The sequence below is a fragment of the Pseudomonas sp. PvP100 genome (assembly GCF_017833055.1).
Lineage (GTDB): Bacteria > Pseudomonadota > Gammaproteobacteria > Pseudomonadales > Pseudomonadaceae > Aquipseudomonas > Aquipseudomonas syringae.
Window position 1 is genome coordinate 2,286,441 of the sequence record NZ_JAFIBO010000001.1, and the last position, 20,460, is coordinate 2,306,900.

A 20,460-nucleotide genomic window follows, 5' to 3' on the forward strand; every position below is an offset into this window, starting at 1 on the left:
CGTTAGCCGACTGAAAGGTAAACGGACAAATAAAGGCTCAAGGACGAGCCCTTACCGCTGCATCGACCTGCGCAATGTAGGTATCGAAACACTCGACCAGATCCACCTGATCGGGAAAGCGTAACCACTGAATCTGCAAGCCATCCATCATCGCCAGAAGCTGCCGGATAATCTTGTCCAGATCCACATCCGCACGTACCTCCCCGCGCTCCACCAAGGCCGAAAACTGTCCCAGCAAGTGCGCGTGAATACGCTCGTAGCGCGTCTGGAACCATTCATAGGCAGGCTGGTTTTCCAGCAGACTTTCCGCATTGAGGATCGAAAACGCTCGTACCACGCCGGGTGCCGTGGCGTTGGAGCGGTTGATCGCGCGCAAGCCGCCGAGCAGACCGGTCAAGGTGTTATCGGTGCGGACTTCGGCAGCAATTCGGCCGTTGACCTCGTCGCGTCGCTCCAGCACGCCCATCAGCAGCGAGATCTTGCTCGGAAAATGGTGCAGCAATCCGGCAACGGAAATACCGACGATGGCTGCTACCTTGGCCACTGAAGCGCCGGTATAGCCTTCAAGGGAAAACACTTGCAGTGCCGCATCGAGCAGTTCTTCGCGGCGCTTTTCGCCCTTTGGCGCGCGTCGCTGTCGGGTGACTGCCGTGCCCGTTTCCGTGGGGTCATGCCGAGTCATATCAGGCTCCTTCTTGAACAGCCGCGTACCCTAACGATTCAGGCAAGCGCTGGCAACGCTATTGAGCCGGATTGTTCGACAATTTCATCTTGTACAGCAGAACCATGGCAGGGTCAGGTGCGCTCCACCGGAACACTGCCCCAACCTTCGCCCAGCATGCGCTGCATCAGCACCGTGTCTACCCAGCGACCATGCTTGAAACCGACCGATTCGAACACCCCGACCCGGCGAAAGCCAAGACGCTCATGCAGGCGCAACGACGCGATATTCTGGCTATTGCCGATTACCGCAATCATCTGCCGCCAGCCGCCCGCTTCACAGTGCTGCACCAGGGCACTCAACAGCGCCTGGCCGATCCCCTGACCGCCGAGTCCATCGCGCACGTACACAGAATCCTCGACGGTAAAGCGGTAGCCTGGACGTGGCCGATACGGCGTAACGTAGCCATAGCCGACAATTTCTCCGCCGCGCTCAGCGACCAGATACGGCAAGCCTTTCGCAAGGACCATACGACGACGCTGCAGCAATTCGGCCAGGTCAGGCGGCTCCAGCTCGAAGCTGGAAATCCCGTGCAGCACGTGGTCAGCGTAGATCGCCTGTACAGCGGGCATGTCATCGTCGCGGGCGTCACGCAGGTCAAAGGTTGAAGTCATGTCCAGGCTCTGTACGAATGTCTGTGAATGGCCGCAATGATGCCGCTCACCACGACATTAAAAAAGCTATGATTTGTCATCCACAGCATAAGAAATACTTTGTCATGCGTCGGCTGAACCTCAATCACCTGCACACATTTTCGCTGGTCATTGCCCATGGCAGTTTTTCTGCGGCGGCGGAGCGTTTGCACCTGACCCAACCCGCGGTCAGCCTGCAGGTGCGACAGCTGGAAGATCAACTGAAGCTGCAACTGATCGAACGGGTCGGCAAACGCCTCAAACCTACCTCCGCAGGCAATGTACTGCTGGAGCATATCGCGCGCATCGATGCGGTGGTCGAAGACGCCTTGCAGGAGCTGTCCAGCCATGCCAGCGGCATTGCCGGAAAAATCGCCATCGGCACCGGCGCAACAGCGTGTATTCATCTGCTGCCGCCCATGCTGCAGGCGCTGCGTCGGCGTTTCCCCGAACTGGATGTGCGCGTCAGCACCGGCAACACCGAAGGCATCCTCAAGGCGGTCGAAGAAAACCTCGTGGATCTGGCGCTGATCACCCTGCCCGCCTCTGGTCGCAGTCTGCACATCACGCCGCTGCTTGAAGATGAGTTCGTCGCGATTTTCGCCAGCAGCCAGCGACCGATGCCGGCACACATGACCCCGGAGCGCCTCAGCGCACAGCCGTTGGTCGTATTCGAAGCCGGCAGCAGCACGCGTCAGTTGATCGATGAATGGTTCCTGCATGCCGGCATCCGCATAAAACCGATCATGGAACTGGGCAGCATTGAAGCGATCAAGGAAATGGTCGCTGCAGGCCTGGGCTACAGCATCGTGCCGCGGATGGCCGTTGCTGCGCTGCACCATCGCCGCGGCCTGCAAGTGCAGCCCTTGGCAACAGCGCTGACTCGCACCCTGGGAATTGCCTTACGCCAGGACAAACCGGTCAGCAAAGCCCTGCGTCAGGTGCTGGATGCGCTGCAAGACCTCAAAAGGTCATGAAGGCGCGCCACGATAGAGGCTTGATTGCGCCCATGCACTATAAAGAGCAAAGGCACTCGGCTTGGCAAATAAGGTCGACAGTTGCACAGGCGGCGAATCAGGTTGTACGATGACTGCCCACTGGTAACTGAAAAAATGATGGCTGGCCTGCTTTTAGACGCTCCATCACTGACAATCTGTAAAGCAACTCGGCAACCCATAAGGAGCGCCGGTCCGGATACCTTCCCTGCCGACCTCCAACCTCAAAACAACAGGAGATACCGATGCCTAACATTCTCGGCCAGAACTTCATCGCTGGCGGCCGCAGCGCTTTGGGCCAGAGCCTGCAAAAAAGTCTGGACGCCACCACGGGTGAAGAGCTGCCTTACAGCTTTCATCAGGCCACCGACGGCGAAATCGACGCCGCGGCACTGGCTGCCAAGGCTGCATTCCCGGAATTTCGTCAGCTGAGCCCGGCCCGTCGCGCGGATTTCCTCGACGCCATTGCTGATGAACTCGACGGGCTTGGCGATGACTTCGTCGCTATCGTCTGCCAGGAAACCGCTCTGCCCCAGGCGCGTATTCAGGGTGAGCGCGGGCGCACCAGCGGCCAGATGCGTCTGTTTTCCAAGGTCCTGCGCCGCGGTGATTTCGTCGGTGCACGTATCGACCTGGCGTTGCCGGATCGCAAGCCGTTGCCACGCGTCGACCTGCGCCAGTACCGCATCGGCGTGGGCCCGGTTGCTGTGTTCGGGGCAAGCAACTTCCCGCTGGCGTTTTCCACTGCGGGCGGTGATACCGCAGCAGCACTGGCCGCCGGTTGCCCGGTAGTATTCAAGGCGCACAGCGGTCACATGGCGACTGCCGATCTGGTGGCCAGCGCAATCATTCGCGCTGCCGAGCGTACGCAGATGCCCAAAGGCGTGTTCAACATGATCTTCGGCAACGGCGTCGGTGAAGGCCTGGTCAAGCACCCGGCCATCCAGGCGGTTGGTTTCACCGGCTCGCTGAACGGTGGCAACGCGCTGTGCAAAATGGCTGCCGAGCGTCCACAACCCATTCCGGTGTTTGCCGAGATGTCCAGTATTAATCCGGTCGTGCTGCTGCCAGGCGCCTTGCAGGCACGTGGTGAAACCGTGGCCAAGGAGCTTGCCGGCTCGGTGGTCATGGGTGCCGGTCAGTTCTGTACCAACCCCGGCGTGGTCATCGGCCTGCGCTCCCCGGCGTTCTCGACATTCATCGAGCAACTGACCGAACAGATGGGCAGTCAGGCTCCGCAGACCATGCTCAACGCGGGTGGCCTGCGCAGTTATAGCAAGGGCGTGGAACATCTGCTTTCGCATCCTGGCGTGACTCATCTGGCCGGCAAGCCACAGGAAGGCAAGCAGGCTCAGGCGCAGTTGTTCAAGGCTGACATCAGCCTGTTACTGAACGGTGATCAATTGCTGCAAGAGGAAGTCTTCGGCCCGACCACGCTGCTGATCGAAGTCGCTGACGATGCGCAGTTGAAAGACGCGCTGCAAGCCTTGCGTGGTCAGCTGACTGCGACGGTGATCGGCGAGCCTGCGGACTTGAGCCAGTACAACTGGCTGCAACCGATTCTCGAAGAGAAAGTCGGGCGCATTCTGTTCAACGGCTACCCGACCGGTGTCGAGGTCTGCGAGGCCATGGTTCACGGTGGCCCATACCCGGCAACCTCGGACGCACGCGGTACCTCGGTGGGCACCCTCGCCATCGACCGCTTCCTGCGCCCCGTGTGCTATCAGAACCTGGCGGACAGCCAGTTGCCACCTGCGTTGCAGAACGCCAACCCGTTGGGCCTGCGTCGTCTGGTCAATGGCGAATGGAGTGATCAGCCTGTCGCGTAATCGCCATCGGCTAAATCCGCAACACAGCATCCGCAACACAGCAGCGCGACCTGATGAGGGTCGCGCTTTTTTTTGGAAAAAATTTCTTTTTTGTGCCCGGAGTCGCTTATAGCGGACCGGTTTTGTACCCGGATGACAGCAACATAGAAGTGCAAAACATGGGCTGTTCATAAAATAACCACACAGCTGTAAGCCACGTGTAACAAGGGTTTCAAAAAGTTACCCACAGACATACCCACGATTTCCGTGGACAACTTTTCATCGAATTCGGACCTTAAAAACCCTGAGCAGTGCAAGCGTAAATTTTTGACGGGGGCCTTGAATTCCGGGGTGATGGCATCGGTAATGGCCCACGAGGCCGCCCGACATAACCTTATGCACGTTTGGCGGTTGATTCGACAGGCAGTCCCGCGTGAAATAGACGATTTATCGAGGCCTCAACCATGCAACAGCGTTGTAACGTGGCCGTACTCGGCCTGGGTGCCATGGGTGCTGCCACGGCCTATCAGTTGGCAAAGGCCGGAGTCGATGTGATTGGCATCGACCGCTACGCCCCTCCGCACACACAAGGCTCCAGTCACGGCGATACCCGCATCACGCGGCTGTCGGCCGGTGAAGGTCCGCAATACCTGTCACTGGTACGCAGCTCGCAGCGCATCTGGCGCGAACTTGAAGCATTGAGCGGCGAGTCGCTGTTCGAGCAGTGCGGAGTGCTGGTGATGACTTCAAGCCCCGCTTACGATCCAGAGGACGTCAACGACTTTACCCATCAGACCATCGCGCTGGCCCGCACTTATGGGGTGAAACACGAGGTATTGGCGGCCGCAGCGATTCGCGAGCGCTTCCCTCAGTTCGCTCCTGTGCTGGATAGCGCCATCGGCTATTTCGAACCAGAGGGCGGATTCGTTCGGCCCGAGCGCTGCATCGCCGTACAGCTCAAGCTGGCAAGGCAACACGGCGCGCGTTTGCTGACCCACGAGACGGTCACGCAACTGCAGGCGCATGGCGATCAGGTACGAATCACCACCGACAAGGGCTCGATCATCGCCGACAAGGTCGTGGTCAGCGCGGGCATGTGGTCGGCCGATTTGCTCGGCGCACCGTTCAGCGACCTGCTGCGGGTGTGCCGGCAGAAGCTGTTCTGGTTCGAGTTGCAGCATGAGGCTGCCTTTGCTGCGCCGTCGCCAAGCTTCATCCTGATTCACGGGCCGGGCGACGCCGATGTCAATTACGGCTTCCCGCCGCTGCCCGGTGAAAACAGCATGAAGGTCGCCACCGAGCAATACCTTGAGACGTCAGCGGCTGACCAGTTGGACCGCACCATTACCGCGCGGGAAGAACAGGAAATGTTCCGCACTCAGGTGCAGGGCAGGATTGCGGGACTGACGCCAAAGGTGGTCAAGTCTTCGGTGTGCGCTTACACGGTCACGCCGGACTGCCACTTCATCATCGATGAACACCCGCACCTGAAAAATGTGACGGTGGTCTCGGCCTGTTCCGGCCACGGTTTCAAACATTCGGCCGGGCTCGGACTGGCGCTGGCGCAACGCTGTATCGAAGGCGAGAGCGATGTGGATCTCTCGGCCTTTTCACTGCAGCGTTTCGCCAGACAGTGCTGATCAGCGCGCCACCACGAAAGCCTCGTCGATGCGCGCCAGATCGGTGTCACGCAAGGTGCCGGCGTAGTAATGCAGCTTGATCCAGGCCATCAAATAGTCGTAACGGGCTTTCGCCAGATCGCGACGAGTACTGTAAAGCTGCTGCTCGGCGTTGAGGGCATCCAGGCTGATGCGCTCGCCACCCAGAATGCTCTGGCGGGTCGATTCGACAAGTGCCTGCGCCGAGATCAGCGCCTTCTGATAGGCGCGCAACTTGCTCACCCCTGACGCACAGGCGTTGAACTGGCGACGCAGCTCGATCAGGGTTTCGCGGGTCTTGCCCTCCAGCTCGTATTCAGCCTGCTCGCGCTTGCTGTTGGCCTGGCGCACCGAGGCGCTGGTGCCCCCTCCGGCGTACAGCGGAAGACTGAGCTCGATGCCTATCGTGTTGGTGTCGTAACGCTGATTGTAGGTGTTGCCGCTGTCCGATTCGTTCTGACGGATACTTGCGTAGGCATTCACCGTCGGCAGATGCCCCGCGCGATTGCGCTCCACCTCGTATCGCGCCACTTCCAGGGACTGACGCTGCGAAGCCAGGATCGGGCTGTTGGCCATCGCCAGCGCATGCCACTCGGTAAAGCTGGACGGTGCGAGGACCAACGCCTGAAAGCTGTCCCTCAAGGGCTCCAGCTGCGCAACATCGATACTCGGCTCGCCCAGCAACGCGGCCAGCTCGCGCAAGGCCGCGTCCTGCTCATCGCTGGCTTCGATCTGCTCGGCAATCGCCAGTTCGTTGCGCGACTCCGCTTCGAGAATGTCGGTGCGTGTGCCCTCTCCCTGCTCGAACATCTGCCGATTCTGCGCGAACTGGCGTTCGAACGCCTGCTGCTTGGCACGCGCGATATTGATCTGGTCCTGGGCGAAGAGTGCCTGGGTGTACAGGGTCAACACCCGCACCAGTAACTCCTGGCTCTTGCTGCGAAAGGTCTCGTCGGCAAACAACGCCTGGGCCAGTCCCTTGCGGTAATTGGCGTACGCCTCGTAATCGATCAATGGCTGCTGAACCGTCAGGCTCGAACCAAAGCTGTTGTAGTGGCGATGATCAGTGGTGTCTTGAGTGCTGCCTTTGAGGGTCGCCTTGGAATCGTTGCGCCCCTTGTTGTAGCTGTATGACACGCGGGGCAACAAGCCGGCACGACCAATCACCCGGTTTTCCAGACCCGCGTCACGCTCCTTCAGCGCGCCCAGATAAACCGGGTCATTGCGAAGCGCCAGTTCATAGACCTGAAACGGGCCCATGGCCTGACTCAAGGGTGCAGTACCCATCAGGATGGCCGTCAGCAAAGCAGCTTTAAGGGGATGACGAAACATCCTATTCCTCCGTCAACGCGGAGCCGGCACGGTCCAGCAAAGGTTTGAACAGATAATTGAGCAGCGAGCGCTCACCCGTGCGCACGAACATTTCAGCGGGCATGCCGGGTTTGATCACCAGCCCGTTGAGTTTTTCCAGCGCCGCGTCGCCCACCGAGGTGCGCAGGACGTAATACGGCTGGCCGGTTTTTTCATCCTGCATCTGGTCGGCAGAAATCAGGCTCACCTCGCCGGAAACCCGCGGCGTACGGCTTTGATTGAACGCGGTAAACAGAATGTCGACCGGCAAATGGCTAGCGACCTTGTCGATCAGTTGCACTGGCAGCCGCCCTTCAACTTCAAGCCGTGTGCCTTGTGGGACGATTTCCAGCAGGGTTTCGCCGGCACGCACCACCGCACCTTCGGTGTGCACGCCCAGATTGACGGCGATGCCATCCGCCGGCGCCAGGATGGCGCTGTGTTGCAGACTGAAACCGGCCGAGGCCAGTTGCTGCTCAAGGGTAAGCGCCTTGACCTGGGCATCGGCCCATTGGCTGCGCACCTCTTTCTGGTACTCCTCGCGCTGCTGCTGAAGGCGCAGGCGCGACTCGACGATACCTTGCTCTATACGTCCGGTTTCGCCTGCGTTTTGCGCCAGGCTCTGCTGCACCTGAGAAAGCTGACGCTGGAACTCCAGCAGGCGATTGCCGGGAATGAACCCGTTCTGCGCCAGCGGCTCCAGGTTACTCAGTTGCTTGCGTAGCGAATCAGCCTGAGCCATCAGATCCGAGCGTGCACGGCGCATGCCGGCGAGCTGCAATCCGGCACCCTCGATGCTCGCCTGCAGACCGGACTGCTCGCGCGCCAGGGCCTGGCGTCGGCTGCTGAACAACTGCCGCTGCCCTTCAAGCACCAGCGCCAGCCGTGGGTCGGGGTCTTGCCCCTGCCCGGCGGCAATGAGTTCTGCGGGAAAACGCACCTCGTCAAGGTTGTCGCGCTCGCTCTGCCAGCGCGCCAGGCTGGCCCAGGCCATTCGGTACTGGGCTCGCAGCGATTGCACGTCGGCTTCGACCTGAGTCTGATCAAGGCGAAACAGCGGTTCGCCCTCTTTGACCAGTTGACCTTCACTGACCAGAATTTTGCTGACCACGCCGCCATCCAGCGATTGCACGGCCTTGCGTTTGCCAGAGACCACCACCGTCCCCTGCACGGCAATGCCCTGATCCAGAGGGGCAAGACTGGCCCACAGAAAAAAACTGCCCGCCCCCGCCAGCATGAGAATCCAGCCGGCGCGAACGAAGAACTGCACGCCACGCTCCTTGCCCGGCACGGCGTAATGAGTGTCGATAGGGCTGTTCATACGTCGGACTGCCTGTTCTGCGCGCCGTATTGACGGCTCATGGAAAGCCCGGCTGCCGGGCGAGATTGCGATTGAGGGTGCGCTTGCGCTGCTTGCGCTGACGATGGCTGCCCGGACAAGGCCTGCAACACCTGAGCCGTGGCACCGAATGCCTGCATGCGACCTTCGCTCAGCACCAGCAGGCGATCGGTCTGGTTCAACGACTGCGTACGATGGGTGACGAGCACAACGGTACAGCCGCGGGTCTTGAGTTCAGCAATCGCCTGAGTCAGCGCCGCTTCACCCGCGGCATCCAGATTGGAATTGGGCTCATCGAGCACCACCAGTCGCGGATCGCCATACAGCGCACGGGCCAGCGCGACGCGCTGTTTCTGACCGCCGGACAAGCCAGCGCCATCATCGCCCAGCCGCGTGTCGTAGCCTTGCGGCAGGCGCAGAATCAATTCGTGCACGCCCGCCAGTTGCGCGGCAGCAACCACCGCGCTCGCGTCGCCCTCGCGAAAGCGCGCGATGTTTTCTGCCACGCTGCCGCCGAACAGCTCGATGTCCTGCGGCAGATAGCCAATATAGGGACCCAGCGCCTCTCGGTCCCAGCGATGCATATCGGCCCCGTCCAGACGTACCGTTCCGCCCAGCGCTGGCCAGACACCAACCAGCACGCGTGCCAGGGTCGATTTTCCGGAGCCGGATGCGCCCAGCACGCCGAGCACTTCACCGGCTTGCAACTGGAAGCTCACTTGCTGAATCGTCGGCGACGTTTTGCCTGGAGGCGCCGCGCTGACCTGTTCGGCACTGATCTGACCGCGCGGTGCCGGCAGCGGCATGCGCGGCGCAGGCTCGGCGTAGGTCTTGAGTAACTGGTCAAGGCGCCCGTAGGCCAGGCGTGCAGAACTCCATTGTTTCCAGACGGCGATCAACTGGTCGATGGGGCTCAGAACCCGACCCATGAGGATCGAGCCGGCGATCATCATGCCGGCGGTCATGTCTCCATTTATCACCAGCAGTGCGCCCAACCCCAGCACCAGCGACTGCAGGCACAGGCGTAAAGCCTTGCTGATTGAACTGATCACCGCTCCCGTGTCACTGGCACGGTTTTGCAGGGCCAGAAAGCGCCCATGCACATGGAACCAGCGACGCCGCAAGACCTCAAGCATGCCCATCGCCTGGATCGCCTCGGCCTGTTGCAGATGCCGGGTCGCCAATTGCGCAGACTGCTGCGAGTAGCCGCTGGCTTCGGCCAGCGGTTTGCGGGTCAGCCATTCGTTGAGGCAAGCCAGTCCGACCAGCAACACCGTCCCCACACTGGCCAGCACGCCTAGCCAGGGGTCGAAAAGGAAGATTACCGCCAGGTAGATGGGAAACCACGGGGCGTCGAAGAACGCGAACAGCGCCGGCCCGGTGAGAAACTGGCGGATGAAGGTCAGGTCACCCAGCGCCTGTCCAGCCTGACGCTGTCCGGCGTGCAGGTTGCTCTCGAACGCGGCCTGATAGACGCGCAGATTGAAACGCTTCTCCAGCTCGCTGCCGATGCGGATCACCACAAAGCTGCGGATCATCTCCAGCAAGCCGATAAACGCAAAAAACCCGACCACCATCAGCGTCAGCATGGCCAGAGTGGTCTGGTTCTGTGAGGTCAGTACGCGGTCATAGACTTGCAGCATGTAAATCGATGGGGCGAGCATCAGCACGTTGATCAGGGCGGTAAAGCAACCGACACCAATCAACGCGCTCTTGTAGTCAGCCAGCGCTTTGTACAACGGCGCAGGGTTGCCTTGGGAGGACATACTCATGGTTCTTCCTTGAAAGCCGCGAGTGCGGCCGGGTGACATCCTTGGGGACATTCATTTCGGACATTTTTTCGGTGCACGGCCGGCACCCTTTATTCGGCTGCGCGCTCCAGCCTCAGCACCTGACCGCTCGGCAGGCGCGCCTCATAGCGCTGCTCTCCCATATGGTTGAAATGAATCAGTCGATTGCCCTCTTTGTCGGTCAAGGCGAGACCGTCAGGCGTCGGGAACCAACCGACTGGTGCTTCGTTCAGCCATTTGGTGGCGCAGGCGGTATCGCCGCCCAGCTGGGGCGCCTCGGTGTTCAACTGCAGTTCGCAGGCTCGATCAGCCTGTGAATGAATAAACAGGTACCACTTGCCACTGAGTTCAGCGGGGCTTGGCAGTTTCAGACTCATGGCCATGCATGCTCCAGAAAGGCTCACCAGCAGCGCAAGAGCGGCTGGAGCGAATTGAAAAAAACGGTTGAGCTTCATAAGGACGAACGTTCCAGATCATGGGCGGGCCGATCGACTCGCCCATGATTTTTACCGGTTAAACGATGATGTCAGCAGCGACTGCCTGACCTACGGTACCGACCAGGAAATCGCCGATGCCCTGCCCGGTGAAGTCGATCGCCAGACTGCCCAGATTGCTGCTCTGGTTATAGTTGAGGATCGCCTCGCCAGCATGGCCGCTGAACGCGTTGACGAACTGCAGCGCGCTCAGCGTGGAAATGGCCGACACGTCGATCTTGTCCTGACCGCTGACGAAATCACGAATCGTATCCTGGCCTGCACGGTTGGAGTCGGAGCTGGCGCCAAACACGAAGATGTCGGCACCCGCACCACCGGTCAGGCTGTCGGCGCCGCCACCCCCATAGATGATGTCGTTGCCGGCACCACCCTTGAGGTCGTTGGCGGCAGCATTGCCGATCAACAGGTCATTGCCCGAACCGCCCACCGCGTTTTCAACCACCACACCCTTGGCGATCGAAACGTTGCCCACCATGCCACCGACATCCGAGAACGAGGCGGCATTGAGGTTGATCTTCTGGTTTTGGGTGAAGCCGGAGAAGTCGAGGGTATCCTTGCCCCCGCCATCCCACACCGAGAACACCACCTTGGAGGAGGCGGACGTGGCGCTGTAGAAATCGCGCCCGGCAGTGGAGTTGAACCCATAGACCGTATCACCGGCACGGGTGCTCATGTTCGCGCCATAGAGCTGCTGAACGGCAGTGATGTCATCCAGCAACGGTGCCGAAGAGTACGACGGAGCGCCGCCCTTGACGAAGTTCTGGTCAGTGTTGGACTCACTCCAGTAACTCATGACGCTATAGCCACGGGTGTCTTCTGCGTAGGTGGCGTCCTTGTAGCTCGGATTGCCCTCGCCCGCGTTGTAGTCACCCGGGTGAGACAGGCCCAGGGTATGGCCGATTTCATGGGTCAGGGTCTGACGGCCGTAATTGCCATTGTCCGGGGTGGTGTTGACCTTGTAGCTGTTATCGACAAGGTACCAGGACTGGCCGTCAGTACGGCTGTTGCCGCTCGGCAGGTAGGCAAAAGCTGCCCCGCCTGCGCTGCCGTTGCTGTAGTTGCCGAAGGTCATATGCCCGTCGCCGCCGGAAGCCGCCTGGGTAAAGCTGACCTTGGCGACGTCTGCCCAGGATTGCATCGACAATACCGCCTGTGCTTTCTGCTGCGCGTTGAACGCACTGAAAGTCCCCAGCGAATTGTCGAACCCGGCAGGCTTGGCCGTCAGGAACGTGTAGGTGAGGTTGATGGTGCCGTTGCCATCGCGATCCGTCCAGGCGGCGTCGTCGCGAAGAATATAATCAGCGGCCTGATCGACCGAATACGAGGGCTTGCCATTGATCGTGAGGTTGCCGCCACGGTCATACTGGTGCGCGAACGCATTGATCTGGTCAAAAGAGGTGCTGGTAGCAGCGGAAAGTTGAATTGCAGCATTTTCTTTGACTTTCGTCATGACACTTCCTTGTTTGCTGTTTGACAGGTTAGGTACGACAGGACTCTCCCCTGTAGCGAGAGAGTCCGGTCACACGCCTTGTGAAGCATAAAAATCGTATTGCGTAACAAAACTGACACATCCTGAAATCTTGTGTCCAGCACTGTTCGATGATGTCAAGTGGCCCTAAATGGGCAAGCGCCTACAGGCGTTGGAGAATCGCCTGATATTATTTTTTGTGATGATGAAATAGTCGATAAACGCTTGAACAGACTGTAGCAAGCTTGATAAATATGACTGATAGGTCAGGAATTTTACGGGGTCGACTGGCCGCAAATGCTCTGAGTAATGCTCCGGCTCACTCAGCCGCCAGGAACGGCACACCGCCAGCAGTGCGATGGGCCAATGCTGACATTTTTCCCCGCCACACAAACGCAAAAAGCCCCGACAAGTCGGGGCTTTTGTTGAAGTGCAGCGGCCTGAATATTCAGGCCTGGTAAATCAATCGTCGCGGCTCATGATGCCGAAGATCTGCAGCAGGCTGATAAACAGGTTGTAGATCGATACATACAGGCTGACCGTCGCCATGATGTAGTTACGCTCACCACCCTGAATGATCGCGCTGGTCTGGAACAGAATGCACACCGACGAGAACAGCACGAAGCCCGCGCTGATAGCCAGTTGCAGACCGCTGATCTGGAAGAACATGCCGGCCACTACCGCACCCAGCAGTACGAAGAAACCTGCGGTGATGAAACCACCCAGGAAGCTCATGTCCTTGCGGGTAATCAGTACGTAGGCTGACAGGCCACCGAATACCAGAGCCGTCATCGCGAAGGCGGAGCTGACCACTTCAGCACCACCGGCCATGCCCAGGTAACGGTTCAGGATCGGACCCAGCAGAAAGCCCATGAAACCTGTCAGGGCGAAGGTCGACACCAGGCCCCAGGCCGAATCACGCAGCTTGTTGGTCAGGAAGAACAGACCGTAGAAGCCGATCAGCACCACGAAAATGTTCGGGTAGCCGACGCGCATCTGCTGAGCGACAAAGGCCATGACACCACTGAAAGCCAGTGTCAGGGCGAGAAGACCATAAGTATTGCGCAGGACACGACTAACCTCGAGCTGGTCGGCCTGCATGCCGGTTTTAAGGCTGTAATCCTGTTCGCGCATGGCGAAACTCCTTGCTGTTGAAATGTTGAGTTGCAAAGATCATAACAGAGGCGCTGCAACTGGCTAGTCACAGAGTTTGACAGCTTGTTTCATTCCGGTATTATGGCGCCCGCAACGAAGTGGAGGTATGGCCGAGTGGTTTAAGGCAGCAGTCTTGAAAACTGCCGACTGTAACAGGTCCTAGAGTTCGAATCTCTATGCCTCCGCCATATTTGGCAGCGCAAAGCCCTGATTATTCAGGGCTTTGTCGTTTCTGGTCGCCACGAATTCCTCCCACCGCCCCGCCGTGCGAGCTGCAGCACGCAACCTGATATATTGATGTCCATACCGAATCAATCAGCCTGGTTACGCAATGCCCATCAATTTCGACCTCAACGACCTCCAGGCATTTCGTGCCGTGGTCGAGAATGGCAGCTTCCGCAAGGCCGCTGAAACCGTGCAGATCACCCAGCCTGCGCTCAGTCGGCGAATAGAAAAGCTCGAGTCTGCGCTGAATGTGAAGCTGTTCGAGCGGACCACCCGCAGGGTCAGTCTGACCACGGTCGGCCGCGCATTTCTGCCTCAGGTCGAACGCATTCTGGATGATCTGGACAGCGCGTTGATGACCATCGAAGGCGTCGGCTCCACGCGAATGGGCAGCGTGACGATTGCCTGCGTGCCTTCAGCCGCCTATTACTTCATGCCTCAGGTCATCAGCGCCTTTCACCGGTTGTTTCCGAAAATCAGAATCCGGGTCATGGACGCCAGCGCCAATGAGGTCAACAGCGCGGTTGCCCTGGGCGAAGCCGATTTCGGGGTGAGTTTCAGCGGCAATCTGGCGCCGGAGGTGGATTTCGAGCTGCTGCTGCAGGAACGCTACGTGATGGCCTGCAGGCGGGATCACCCGCTGGCAAAGTGCGACAGCGTCAGTTGGGAAGAGATGTACCGCCACGACTACATCGGCCTGGACATCACCTCGGGTAATCGTCTGGTGCTGGATCAGGCGCTGGCACCTTCGCGCCCGCACAAGGAAAGCATCTGCGAAACCCGCCATGTCACGACCATGATCGGCCTGGTGGAAGCCGGGCTTGGCGTGGCTGCGGTGCCGTCGATCGCCATGCCGATGACCGCTCACCCGTTTCTGGTGAGCGTGCCATTGGTTGCGCCCGAGGTGATTCGCAATGTAGGGCTGATCAAGCGTCGTGGCAGGACCTTGACACCGGCAGCCCTCGAGTTGGAACAACTGGTCAGGAAAATGCCTTCACGCTCAGCGGGGAACTGAATCCAGACCGGTAGACTGCACTGTAGCCTGGGCCTTCGGGGAAGCCAGGTAATCCAGCAAGGCCTTCGCCTCTTTCGGATGCTCGGCATTGACCGGGATGCCCGCGGCATAACGGGTAACCGACTGAACGTCTTCCGGGATCTTCGCCACGAACGTCACGCCGGGAATCGGCAGCAACTCGGCAACCTGTTGAAAGCCCACCTCGTAGTCACCCTTGGCAACCACCGAAGCAACCGGGATGCGCTCGATCATCTTGCCCTTCGGCGCGAGCTCCTTCTCGATACCGAGCTTTTTGAAAAGCTCTTTTTCGATGTACACGCCACTGGCGCTGTCGGAGTAAGCCACCGACCTGGCCTTGAGCAAGGTGGCCTTGAGCTCACTGTCGGTGCCGATCGCCGGCTTGGCCGCACCCTCCTTCACCACCATCCCGATCCGCGAGTCAGCCAGTTCGACCCGCGATGCCGGGTCTACCTTACCTTGCTTGATCAGATCATCCAGCGCATAGCCGACCATGATCACCACATCGGCGTGCTCGCCACGGGCTAGACGATTCGGGATGGCCTCGGGCGCCTTGCCCATCGATGGGCCGAGAATGGTGTCCAGCGAGTCCCCGGAAGACGCCGCGTATTGCGGTCCGAGCAGTTTGTACGCAGCCGTAAAGCCGCCGGAGGTCATAACCTTGAGCTGTTCAGCCTGCGCCGCCGCACTGACCGCGATACAGCCGAGAAAAAGCGCGGCCAATTGATGTTTGCATAACGATTTCATAATGATTTTCCTTGATTAAACAGCCAGTTGCGGGCGGGTCGAGATGTGCCGGTAGAGCACCAATGTGGCACCCAGCGCACAGGCTGCAGCAAATGTCATCCAGTAAGCAGGTGCAGCCTTGTCGCCGGTGAGGTGGATCAACCAGGTCGAAATCGCCGGAGTGAAACCACCAAAAACCGCCGTCGCCAGGCTGTAGGCCAGCGAGAAACCGGCAACACGCACCTCTACCGGCATGATTTCGGTCAACGCCGGAATCATCGCGCCGTTATACAAGCCGTAGAGAAACGAGAACCACAACAGCACTTCCAGCATATGGCCGAAGCTGGGCGCCAGAGCGAGGAAAGACAGCGCCGGGTACGCACTGACGATGGTCAGTAGCGTCATCGCAACCAACAGCGGCTTGCGCCCGAAACGGTCGCTCAACATGCCGCCGACAGGCAGCCAGATAAAGTTGGAGACACCGACCAGCAAGGTCACCAGAAGCGCATCGGAGGTACTCAGGTTGAGTACGGTTTTGCCGAATGTCGGTGCGTAGATGGTGATCAGATAAAAGGTGGTAGTGGTCATCGCCACCATCAGCATTCCGGCAATCACCACGCGCCAGTTTTGCAGCAGCGTCGCGAACACCTGCCGCATGGTCGGACGATGAGAGCGAGTGGCGAACTCCTCTGTTTCCTGCAGGCTGCGGCGCAGCAGGAAAATGAACGGAATGATCAGGCAACCGATGGCGAACGGAATTCTCCAGCCCCAATCGGCGACAGCAGCAGGTGCCATCCATTGGTTCAAGCCATAGCCCAGTGCAGCGGCGACAACGATTGCCACCTGCTGACTGCCCGACTGCCAACTGGTATAGAAGCCCTTGCGGCCGGGTGTCGCCATCTCTGCCAGATACACGGACACCCCACCCAGTTCCGCGCCGGCAGAAAAGCCTTGCAGCAAGCGGCCGACCAATACCAGGGCCGGCGCCCACAGGCCGATGCTCGCGTAACCGGGTACCAGAACGATCAGCAGCGTGCCACTGGCCATGATCGAAAGCGTCACGATCAGCCCTTTGCGGCGGCCCACGTCATCGATGTAAGCGCCCAGAATCACGGCACCCAACGGACGCATCAGGAAGCCAGCACCGAAGACCGCGAAGGTCATCATCAGCGAAGCGAACTCACTGCTGGCCGGGAAAAAGGCGGAGGCGATCTGGGTGGCGTAAAAGCCGAACAGGAAGAAGTCGAACTGCTCGAGGAAATTACCGGAGGTGACCCGAAATACCGCGCCTGCCTTCGACCGGGAGGATTCTTTTCGTAATGGGGATGAGCCGTGCATCAGTGTTCTCCAGCGATCTTATTAGAGTGTTGTAAGCGCTTGTGATGGAGGAGTCTGCCGGACACACTTTGAAACGATAAGTGCTATGTTTTCATCGATTGATGCCCATTGAACATCAATCCGGGCGCAAACCGTTGCATCCCGGTCCAGCGCTTGCAGGTCAACACGCGCCAAACTCACACGCCTGCCCTTGAATTCTTTATCATTGCGCATGTTTTGTTGGCAGAGCCGATCATGAAATTCGCCATCTCCCTTTTTTCCGCCGCGCATGCGCCCTCCTCTCGGCGAGCCTTGCAGTTCGCCAGGGCGGTGCTGGCAGGCGGGCACGAAATTGTCCGGTTGTTCTTCTATCAGGAAGGCGTACACAGCGCGTCAGCCAACGTCGTGACGCCGCAGGACGAGCAGGATATGGCACTGCAGTGGCGTGACTTCATCGTCGAGCACAAGCTGGACGGCGTGGTGTGCATTGCCGCGGCGTTGCGTCGCGGTGTGCTCGACACGCAAGAGGCCGAGCGTTATCAGCGGCCGGCGGCAAACCTGCGCGAGCCGTGGGAATTGTCCGGGCTGGGCCAGCTGCACGATGCTGTGCAATCGGCTGATCGCCTGATCTGCTTCGGAGGGCCATGAGATGCCCAGATCACTATTGGTTGTCAGCCGTCAGTCGCCGTGGTCCGGTCCCGGTGCCCGCGAAGCGCTGGATATCGTACTGGCGGGCGGAGCATTCGATCTGTCGGTAGGCCTGCTGTTTCTGGACGACGGGGTTTTTCAGTTGTTGCCACAGCAGTCGCCCGACGCCCTGCAACAGAAAGACCTGACCGCAAACCTGAAAGCCCTGCCGATGTTCGGTGTCGAAGACCTTTACGTCTGCCGACAAAGCCTGGCCGAGCGCGGCATCTCCCCTGGCGCATTGAGCGAAGAGCTGAGCCAATTGACTACGCGCGCAGAATTGTCAGCACTTTTTGACCGGTATGACGAGGTAATCACGATCTGATGGCTACTTTGCACGTTCTCTCTCACTCGCCGTTTGCCGACACCCGGCTGGACAGTTGCCTGCGCTTGCTGGGCAACGATGATGGCGTACTGCTCTGTGGCGATGCCACCTATGCGCTGATGCCATCCAGTGCGCAGCTCAAAGCCCTTCAGTCGTCGGTCGACTCATCGCAACTGTTCGCCCTCGACGAAGACCTCAGCGCACGCAATCTGCCCCTCCCTGCCGGAGTCAGCAGCATCGACTACCCGGCGTTCGTGGAACTGTCGCTGCGCTTCGACAAGGTCAATACCTGGTTATGAAACAGTTGAACATTGATGGGCGCAGCATCGAACTGGACAAGGATGGTTTTCTGCAAGACCTCAGCGACTGGTCGCTGGACGTCGCCCACGCCTTGTCCGCCGAGGAAGGTATCGAGCTGAGTGCCGAGCACCTTGAAATCCTTGAGCTGCTGCGAGGTTTTTACGCCGAGTTCCAGCTTTCGCCCGCAACACGGCCGCTGATCAAATACACCGCGCTGAAGCTGGGTGCAGAAAAAGGCAACAGCATGCACCTCAATCGCCTGTTCAACGGCACTCCCGCCAAACTCGCCGCCAAGCTGGCGGGCCTGCCCAAACCGACCAATTGCATATGAATGATTACGCTGCGCTTGTCACTGAAACACCTGAAGAACATCCCTTTGCGACGTTCGTTCGCATTCTGGGCAAAGGCAAACGTGGCGCGCGCAACCTGACTCGCGAGGAAGCACGGGAAGCCATGGGCATGCTGCTCGATGAAAAAGTCGAGGACACCCAACTTGGCGCTTTTCTGATGCTACTGCGTCACAAGGAAGAAAGCCCCGAGGAGCTGGCGGGGTTTACCGAAGCGGTGCGTGAACGTCTGCACGCTCCCGACATGCAGGTCGACATCGACTGGCCGACCTACGCCGGAAAAAAGCGTCACCTGTCCTGGTATCTGCTGGCAGCCAAATGCCTGGCGCAAAACGGCGTCAGGATCCTCCTGCACGGCGGGGGCGCGCATACCGCAGGGCGTCTGTACACCGAGCAGCTGCTGGACCTGCTGAAGATACCGCTGTGCCGCAACTGGTCAGCGGTCAAAACCTCGCTTGAGCAAGAACAGCTGGCGTTCATTCCGCTCGCCGACTGGGCACCGCAGTTGCAGCGCATGATCGATCTGCGCAACACGCTGGGGCTACGCTCGCCCATTCATTCGCTGGCACGCATTCTCAATCCGCTGCAGGCGCGGTGTGGCCTGCAAAGCATTTTTCACCCGGGCTATCAAAGCGTGCATCGCGATGCCAGCAGCCTGCTCGGCGACAACGCCATCGTGGTCAAGGGTGATGGCGGCGAAATCGAGATCAACCCCGACACCATCAGCCACCTGTACGGCACCACCGGCGGCCAGCCGTGGGATGAAGAATGGCCAGCGCTCTCACCGCGTCGCCATGTAAAACCGGCGACACTCGACCCGCAGCAACTGCTGGCCTTGTGGCGAGGAGAAATCGAAGACAGTTACCCGCAACTTGCATTGATATCGACCATGGCGCTCGCCCTGCGCGGCCTGGGCGTCGATCGTGACGAGGCCTTCGCCCAGGCGCAGGTATTCTGGGATCGCCGCGACATCAATCTGTGACGCTTCGGCCTTTCGACAATGAAAGGCCGTAATCCAGTCGAACCGATGCACCCGCGCTGACCTCCAAGCTCTATCACCTGGAAATGGGAGTCAGACATGGGCCTTCTGGTCGAAGGACACTGGCAAGACCAGTGGTACGAAAGCAGCAAAGATGGCGCATTTCAGCGCGAAAATGCGCAGCGACGCAATTGGGTCACGCCCGATGGACAGCCTGGACCGTCCGGTGCAGGCGGGTTTGCTGCGCAGGCGGGCCGCTATCACCTGTACGTGTCTCTGGCTTGCCCGTGGGCACACCGCACGCTTATTTTGCGCAAGCTCAAGGGCCTGGAAGGCCTGATCGATGTATCGGTAGTCAGCTGGCTGATGCTGGAAGACGGCTGGACCTTCGATCAGCAGAAAGGCTCCAGCGGCGATGCCCTGGACGACCTGCAGTTCCTTCACCAGCGCTATACCGCCGACGACCCTCGATACACCGGCCGCGTCACCGTTCCGGTGCTGTGGGACAAGCAGCAGCAATGCATCGTCAGCAACGAATCTGCGGAAATCATCCGCATGTTCAATTCCGCATTCGACGATCTGACCGGCAATACGCTGGATTTCTACCCGCAAGCGTTACGCGCGAGCATTGGCGAGCTTAACGAGCAGATCTACCCGAAGGTCAACAACGGCGTGTACCGGGCTGGTTTCGCAACTTCGCAAGGTGCGTATGAGGAGGCGTTCGACGATGTGTTCGCTGAACTGGATGTGCTGGAAAATCTGCTCGGCGAAAGGCGTTACCTGACAGGCAAACACCTCACCGAAGCCGACATACGCCTGTTCACCACCATCGTGCGCTTCGATGCGGTGTATTACAGCCACTTCAAATGCAACCTGCGGCGCATCGCGGACTACCCCAATCTCCGCAACTGGCTACGTGAGCTTTATCAGTGGCCGGGTATCGCAGAGACGGTAAGTTTCGAACACATCAAAGGGCATTATTACGGGAGCCATCGCACCATCAACCCGACCGGCATCATACCGAAGGGGCCCGCACTCGATCTGCAGGCAGATCACGACCGTGAGCGACTGTCCGGTGAAGGTGTCTGGAACAACTGACGTATGGGAAGAA

At 59.4% G+C, this 20,460-nt stretch carries 20 protein-coding genes and 1 tRNA gene; 11 read left to right on the forward strand and 10 right to left on the reverse strand.

Annotation, left to right across the window (positions count from 1 at the left end; genetic code table 11):
• Positions 1 to 37: 37 nt before the first annotated feature.
• Entirely contained in the window at positions 38 to 682 is a 645-nt protein-coding gene (locus JOE39_RS09530) for a TetR/AcrR family transcriptional regulator (protein WP_003343422.1), read from the reverse strand.
• Between the two features lie 113 nt (positions 683 to 795).
• The gene (locus JOE39_RS09535; RefSeq protein ID WP_003395744.1) at positions 796 to 1,335 is read right to left on the reverse strand and encodes a GNAT family N-acetyltransferase; all 540 of its coding nucleotides are present in this window, start codon (positions 1,333 to 1,335) and stop codon (positions 796 to 798) included.
• A 104-nt stretch (positions 1,336 to 1,439) separates the two neighbouring features.
• Here JOE39_RS09535 and JOE39_RS09540 point away from each other — a divergent pair, with 104 nt between their 5' ends.
• From JOE39_RS09540 to solA, 3 genes are all read left to right on the forward strand, one after another.
• Complete coding sequence (locus JOE39_RS09540) at positions 1,440 to 2,330, forward strand: LysR family transcriptional regulator (protein ID WP_210077429.1); 891 nt, start codon at positions 1,440 to 1,442, stop codon at positions 2,328 to 2,330.
• Between the two features lie 263 nt (positions 2,331 to 2,593).
• Positions 2,594 to 4,177, forward strand: coding sequence for an aldehyde dehydrogenase (NADP(+)) (locus tag JOE39_RS09545; protein ID WP_209996082.1), 1,584 nt, complete (start codon positions 2,594 to 2,596; stop codon positions 4,175 to 4,177).
• 443 nt (positions 4,178 to 4,620) lie between these two features.
• On the forward strand, positions 4,621 to 5,796 hold the full coding sequence (gene solA / locus JOE39_RS09550) for an N-methyl-L-tryptophan oxidase (RefSeq protein WP_209996074.1): 1,176 nt from the start codon (positions 4,621 to 4,623) through the stop codon (positions 5,794 to 5,796).
• Here solA and JOE39_RS09555 read toward each other — a convergent pair whose 3' ends face one another.
• The 6 genes from JOE39_RS09555 to JOE39_RS09580 all read right to left on the reverse strand — a co-directional run bounded on the left by JOE39_RS09555 (position 5,797) and on the right by JOE39_RS09580 (position 13,389).
• Positions 5,797 to 7,146, reverse strand: a complete 1,350-nt coding sequence (locus JOE39_RS09555; RefSeq protein WP_209996072.1) for a TolC family outer membrane protein — start codon at positions 7,144 to 7,146, stop codon at positions 5,797 to 5,799.
• A gap of 1 nt (position 7,147) precedes the next feature.
• Positions 7,148 to 8,485, reverse strand: coding sequence for an HlyD family type I secretion periplasmic adaptor subunit (locus JOE39_RS09560; protein WP_004417301.1), 1,338 nt, complete (start codon positions 8,483 to 8,485; stop codon positions 7,148 to 7,150).
• A complete protein-coding gene (locus tag JOE39_RS09565) occupies positions 8,482 to 10,275 on the reverse strand; it encodes a type I secretion system permease/ATPase (protein ID WP_209996063.1) in 1,794 nt (597 codons plus the stop codon). The genes JOE39_RS09560 and JOE39_RS09565 overlap by 4 nt, the downstream gene beginning before the upstream one ends.
• A gap of 89 nt (positions 10,276 to 10,364) precedes the next feature.
• Positions 10,365 to 10,748, reverse strand: coding sequence for a protease inhibitor Inh/omp19 family protein (locus tag JOE39_RS09570; protein WP_209996061.1), 384 nt, complete (start codon positions 10,746 to 10,748; stop codon positions 10,365 to 10,367).
• Between the two features lie 58 nt (positions 10,749 to 10,806).
• Positions 10,807 to 12,237: a serralysin family metalloprotease gene (locus tag JOE39_RS09575; RefSeq protein ID WP_003411605.1), complete on the reverse strand. Its 1,431-nt coding sequence runs from the start codon at positions 12,235 to 12,237 to the stop codon at positions 10,807 to 10,809.
• 480 nt (positions 12,238 to 12,717) lie between these two features.
• Complete coding sequence (locus JOE39_RS09580) at positions 12,718 to 13,389, reverse strand: Bax inhibitor-1/YccA family protein (RefSeq protein WP_010425505.1); 672 nt, start codon at positions 13,387 to 13,389, stop codon at positions 12,718 to 12,720.
• A 121-nt stretch (positions 13,390 to 13,510) separates the two neighbouring features.
• On the opposite strand from JOE39_RS09580, the gene JOE39_RS09585 reads away from it, so the two are divergent.
• A tRNA-Ser gene (locus tag JOE39_RS09585) sits at positions 13,511 to 13,598 on the forward strand.
• Between the two features lie 143 nt (positions 13,599 to 13,741).
• A complete protein-coding gene (locus tag JOE39_RS09590; RefSeq protein ID WP_046266440.1) occupies positions 13,742 to 14,650 on the forward strand; it encodes a LysR family transcriptional regulator in 909 nt (302 codons plus the stop codon).
• Here the strand turns inward: JOE39_RS09590 and JOE39_RS09595 are convergent.
• Both JOE39_RS09595 and JOE39_RS09600 read right to left on the reverse strand, forming a co-directional pair.
• Complete coding sequence (locus tag JOE39_RS09595) at positions 14,636 to 15,415, reverse strand: substrate-binding domain-containing protein (RefSeq protein WP_004417290.1); 780 nt, start codon at positions 15,413 to 15,415, stop codon at positions 14,636 to 14,638. The genes JOE39_RS09590 and JOE39_RS09595 overlap by 15 nt on opposite strands.
• 15 nt (positions 15,416 to 15,430) lie before the next feature.
• On the reverse strand, positions 15,431 to 16,732 hold the full coding sequence (locus JOE39_RS09600; RefSeq protein WP_004417288.1) for an MFS transporter: 1,302 nt from the start codon (positions 16,730 to 16,732) through the stop codon (positions 15,431 to 15,433).
• A gap of 234 nt (positions 16,733 to 16,966) precedes the next feature.
• On the opposite strand from JOE39_RS09600, the gene tusD reads away from it, so the two are divergent.
• The 6 genes from tusD to JOE39_RS09630 all read left to right on the forward strand — a co-directional run bounded on the left by tusD (position 16,967) and on the right by JOE39_RS09630 (position 20,447).
• Entirely contained in the window at positions 16,967 to 17,359 is a 393-nt protein-coding gene (gene tusD / locus JOE39_RS09605; RefSeq protein ID WP_003317940.1) for a sulfurtransferase complex subunit TusD, read from the forward strand.
• Between the two features lies 1 nt (position 17,360).
• Positions 17,361 to 17,723 (forward strand): sulfurtransferase complex subunit TusC, encoded by a 363-nt coding sequence (gene tusC / locus JOE39_RS09610; RefSeq protein ID WP_096116522.1) that lies wholly within the window; start codon positions 17,361 to 17,363, stop codon positions 17,721 to 17,723.
• Complete coding sequence (tusB, locus tag JOE39_RS09615; protein ID WP_003395712.1) at positions 17,723 to 18,022, forward strand: sulfurtransferase complex subunit TusB; 300 nt, start codon at positions 17,723 to 17,725, stop codon at positions 18,020 to 18,022. Before tusC ends, tusB begins: the two co-directional genes overlap by 1 nt.
• Positions 18,019 to 18,354, forward strand: coding sequence for a TusE/DsrC/DsvC family sulfur relay protein (locus JOE39_RS09620; RefSeq protein ID WP_003317943.1), 336 nt, complete (start codon positions 18,019 to 18,021; stop codon positions 18,352 to 18,354). Before tusB ends, JOE39_RS09620 begins: the two co-directional genes overlap by 4 nt.
• Positions 18,351 to 19,352 (forward strand): glycosyl transferase family protein, encoded by a 1,002-nt coding sequence (locus JOE39_RS09625; RefSeq protein ID WP_046266441.1) that lies wholly within the window; start codon positions 18,351 to 18,353, stop codon positions 19,350 to 19,352. Before JOE39_RS09620 ends, JOE39_RS09625 begins: the two co-directional genes overlap by 4 nt.
• Positions 19,353 to 19,448: 96 nt before the next feature.
• The gene (locus JOE39_RS09630; protein ID WP_010425515.1) at positions 19,449 to 20,447 is read left to right on the forward strand and encodes a glutathione S-transferase family protein; all 999 of its coding nucleotides are present in this window, start codon (positions 19,449 to 19,451) and stop codon (positions 20,445 to 20,447) included.
• The last annotated feature ends 13 nt before the right edge of the window (positions 20,448 to 20,460 follow it).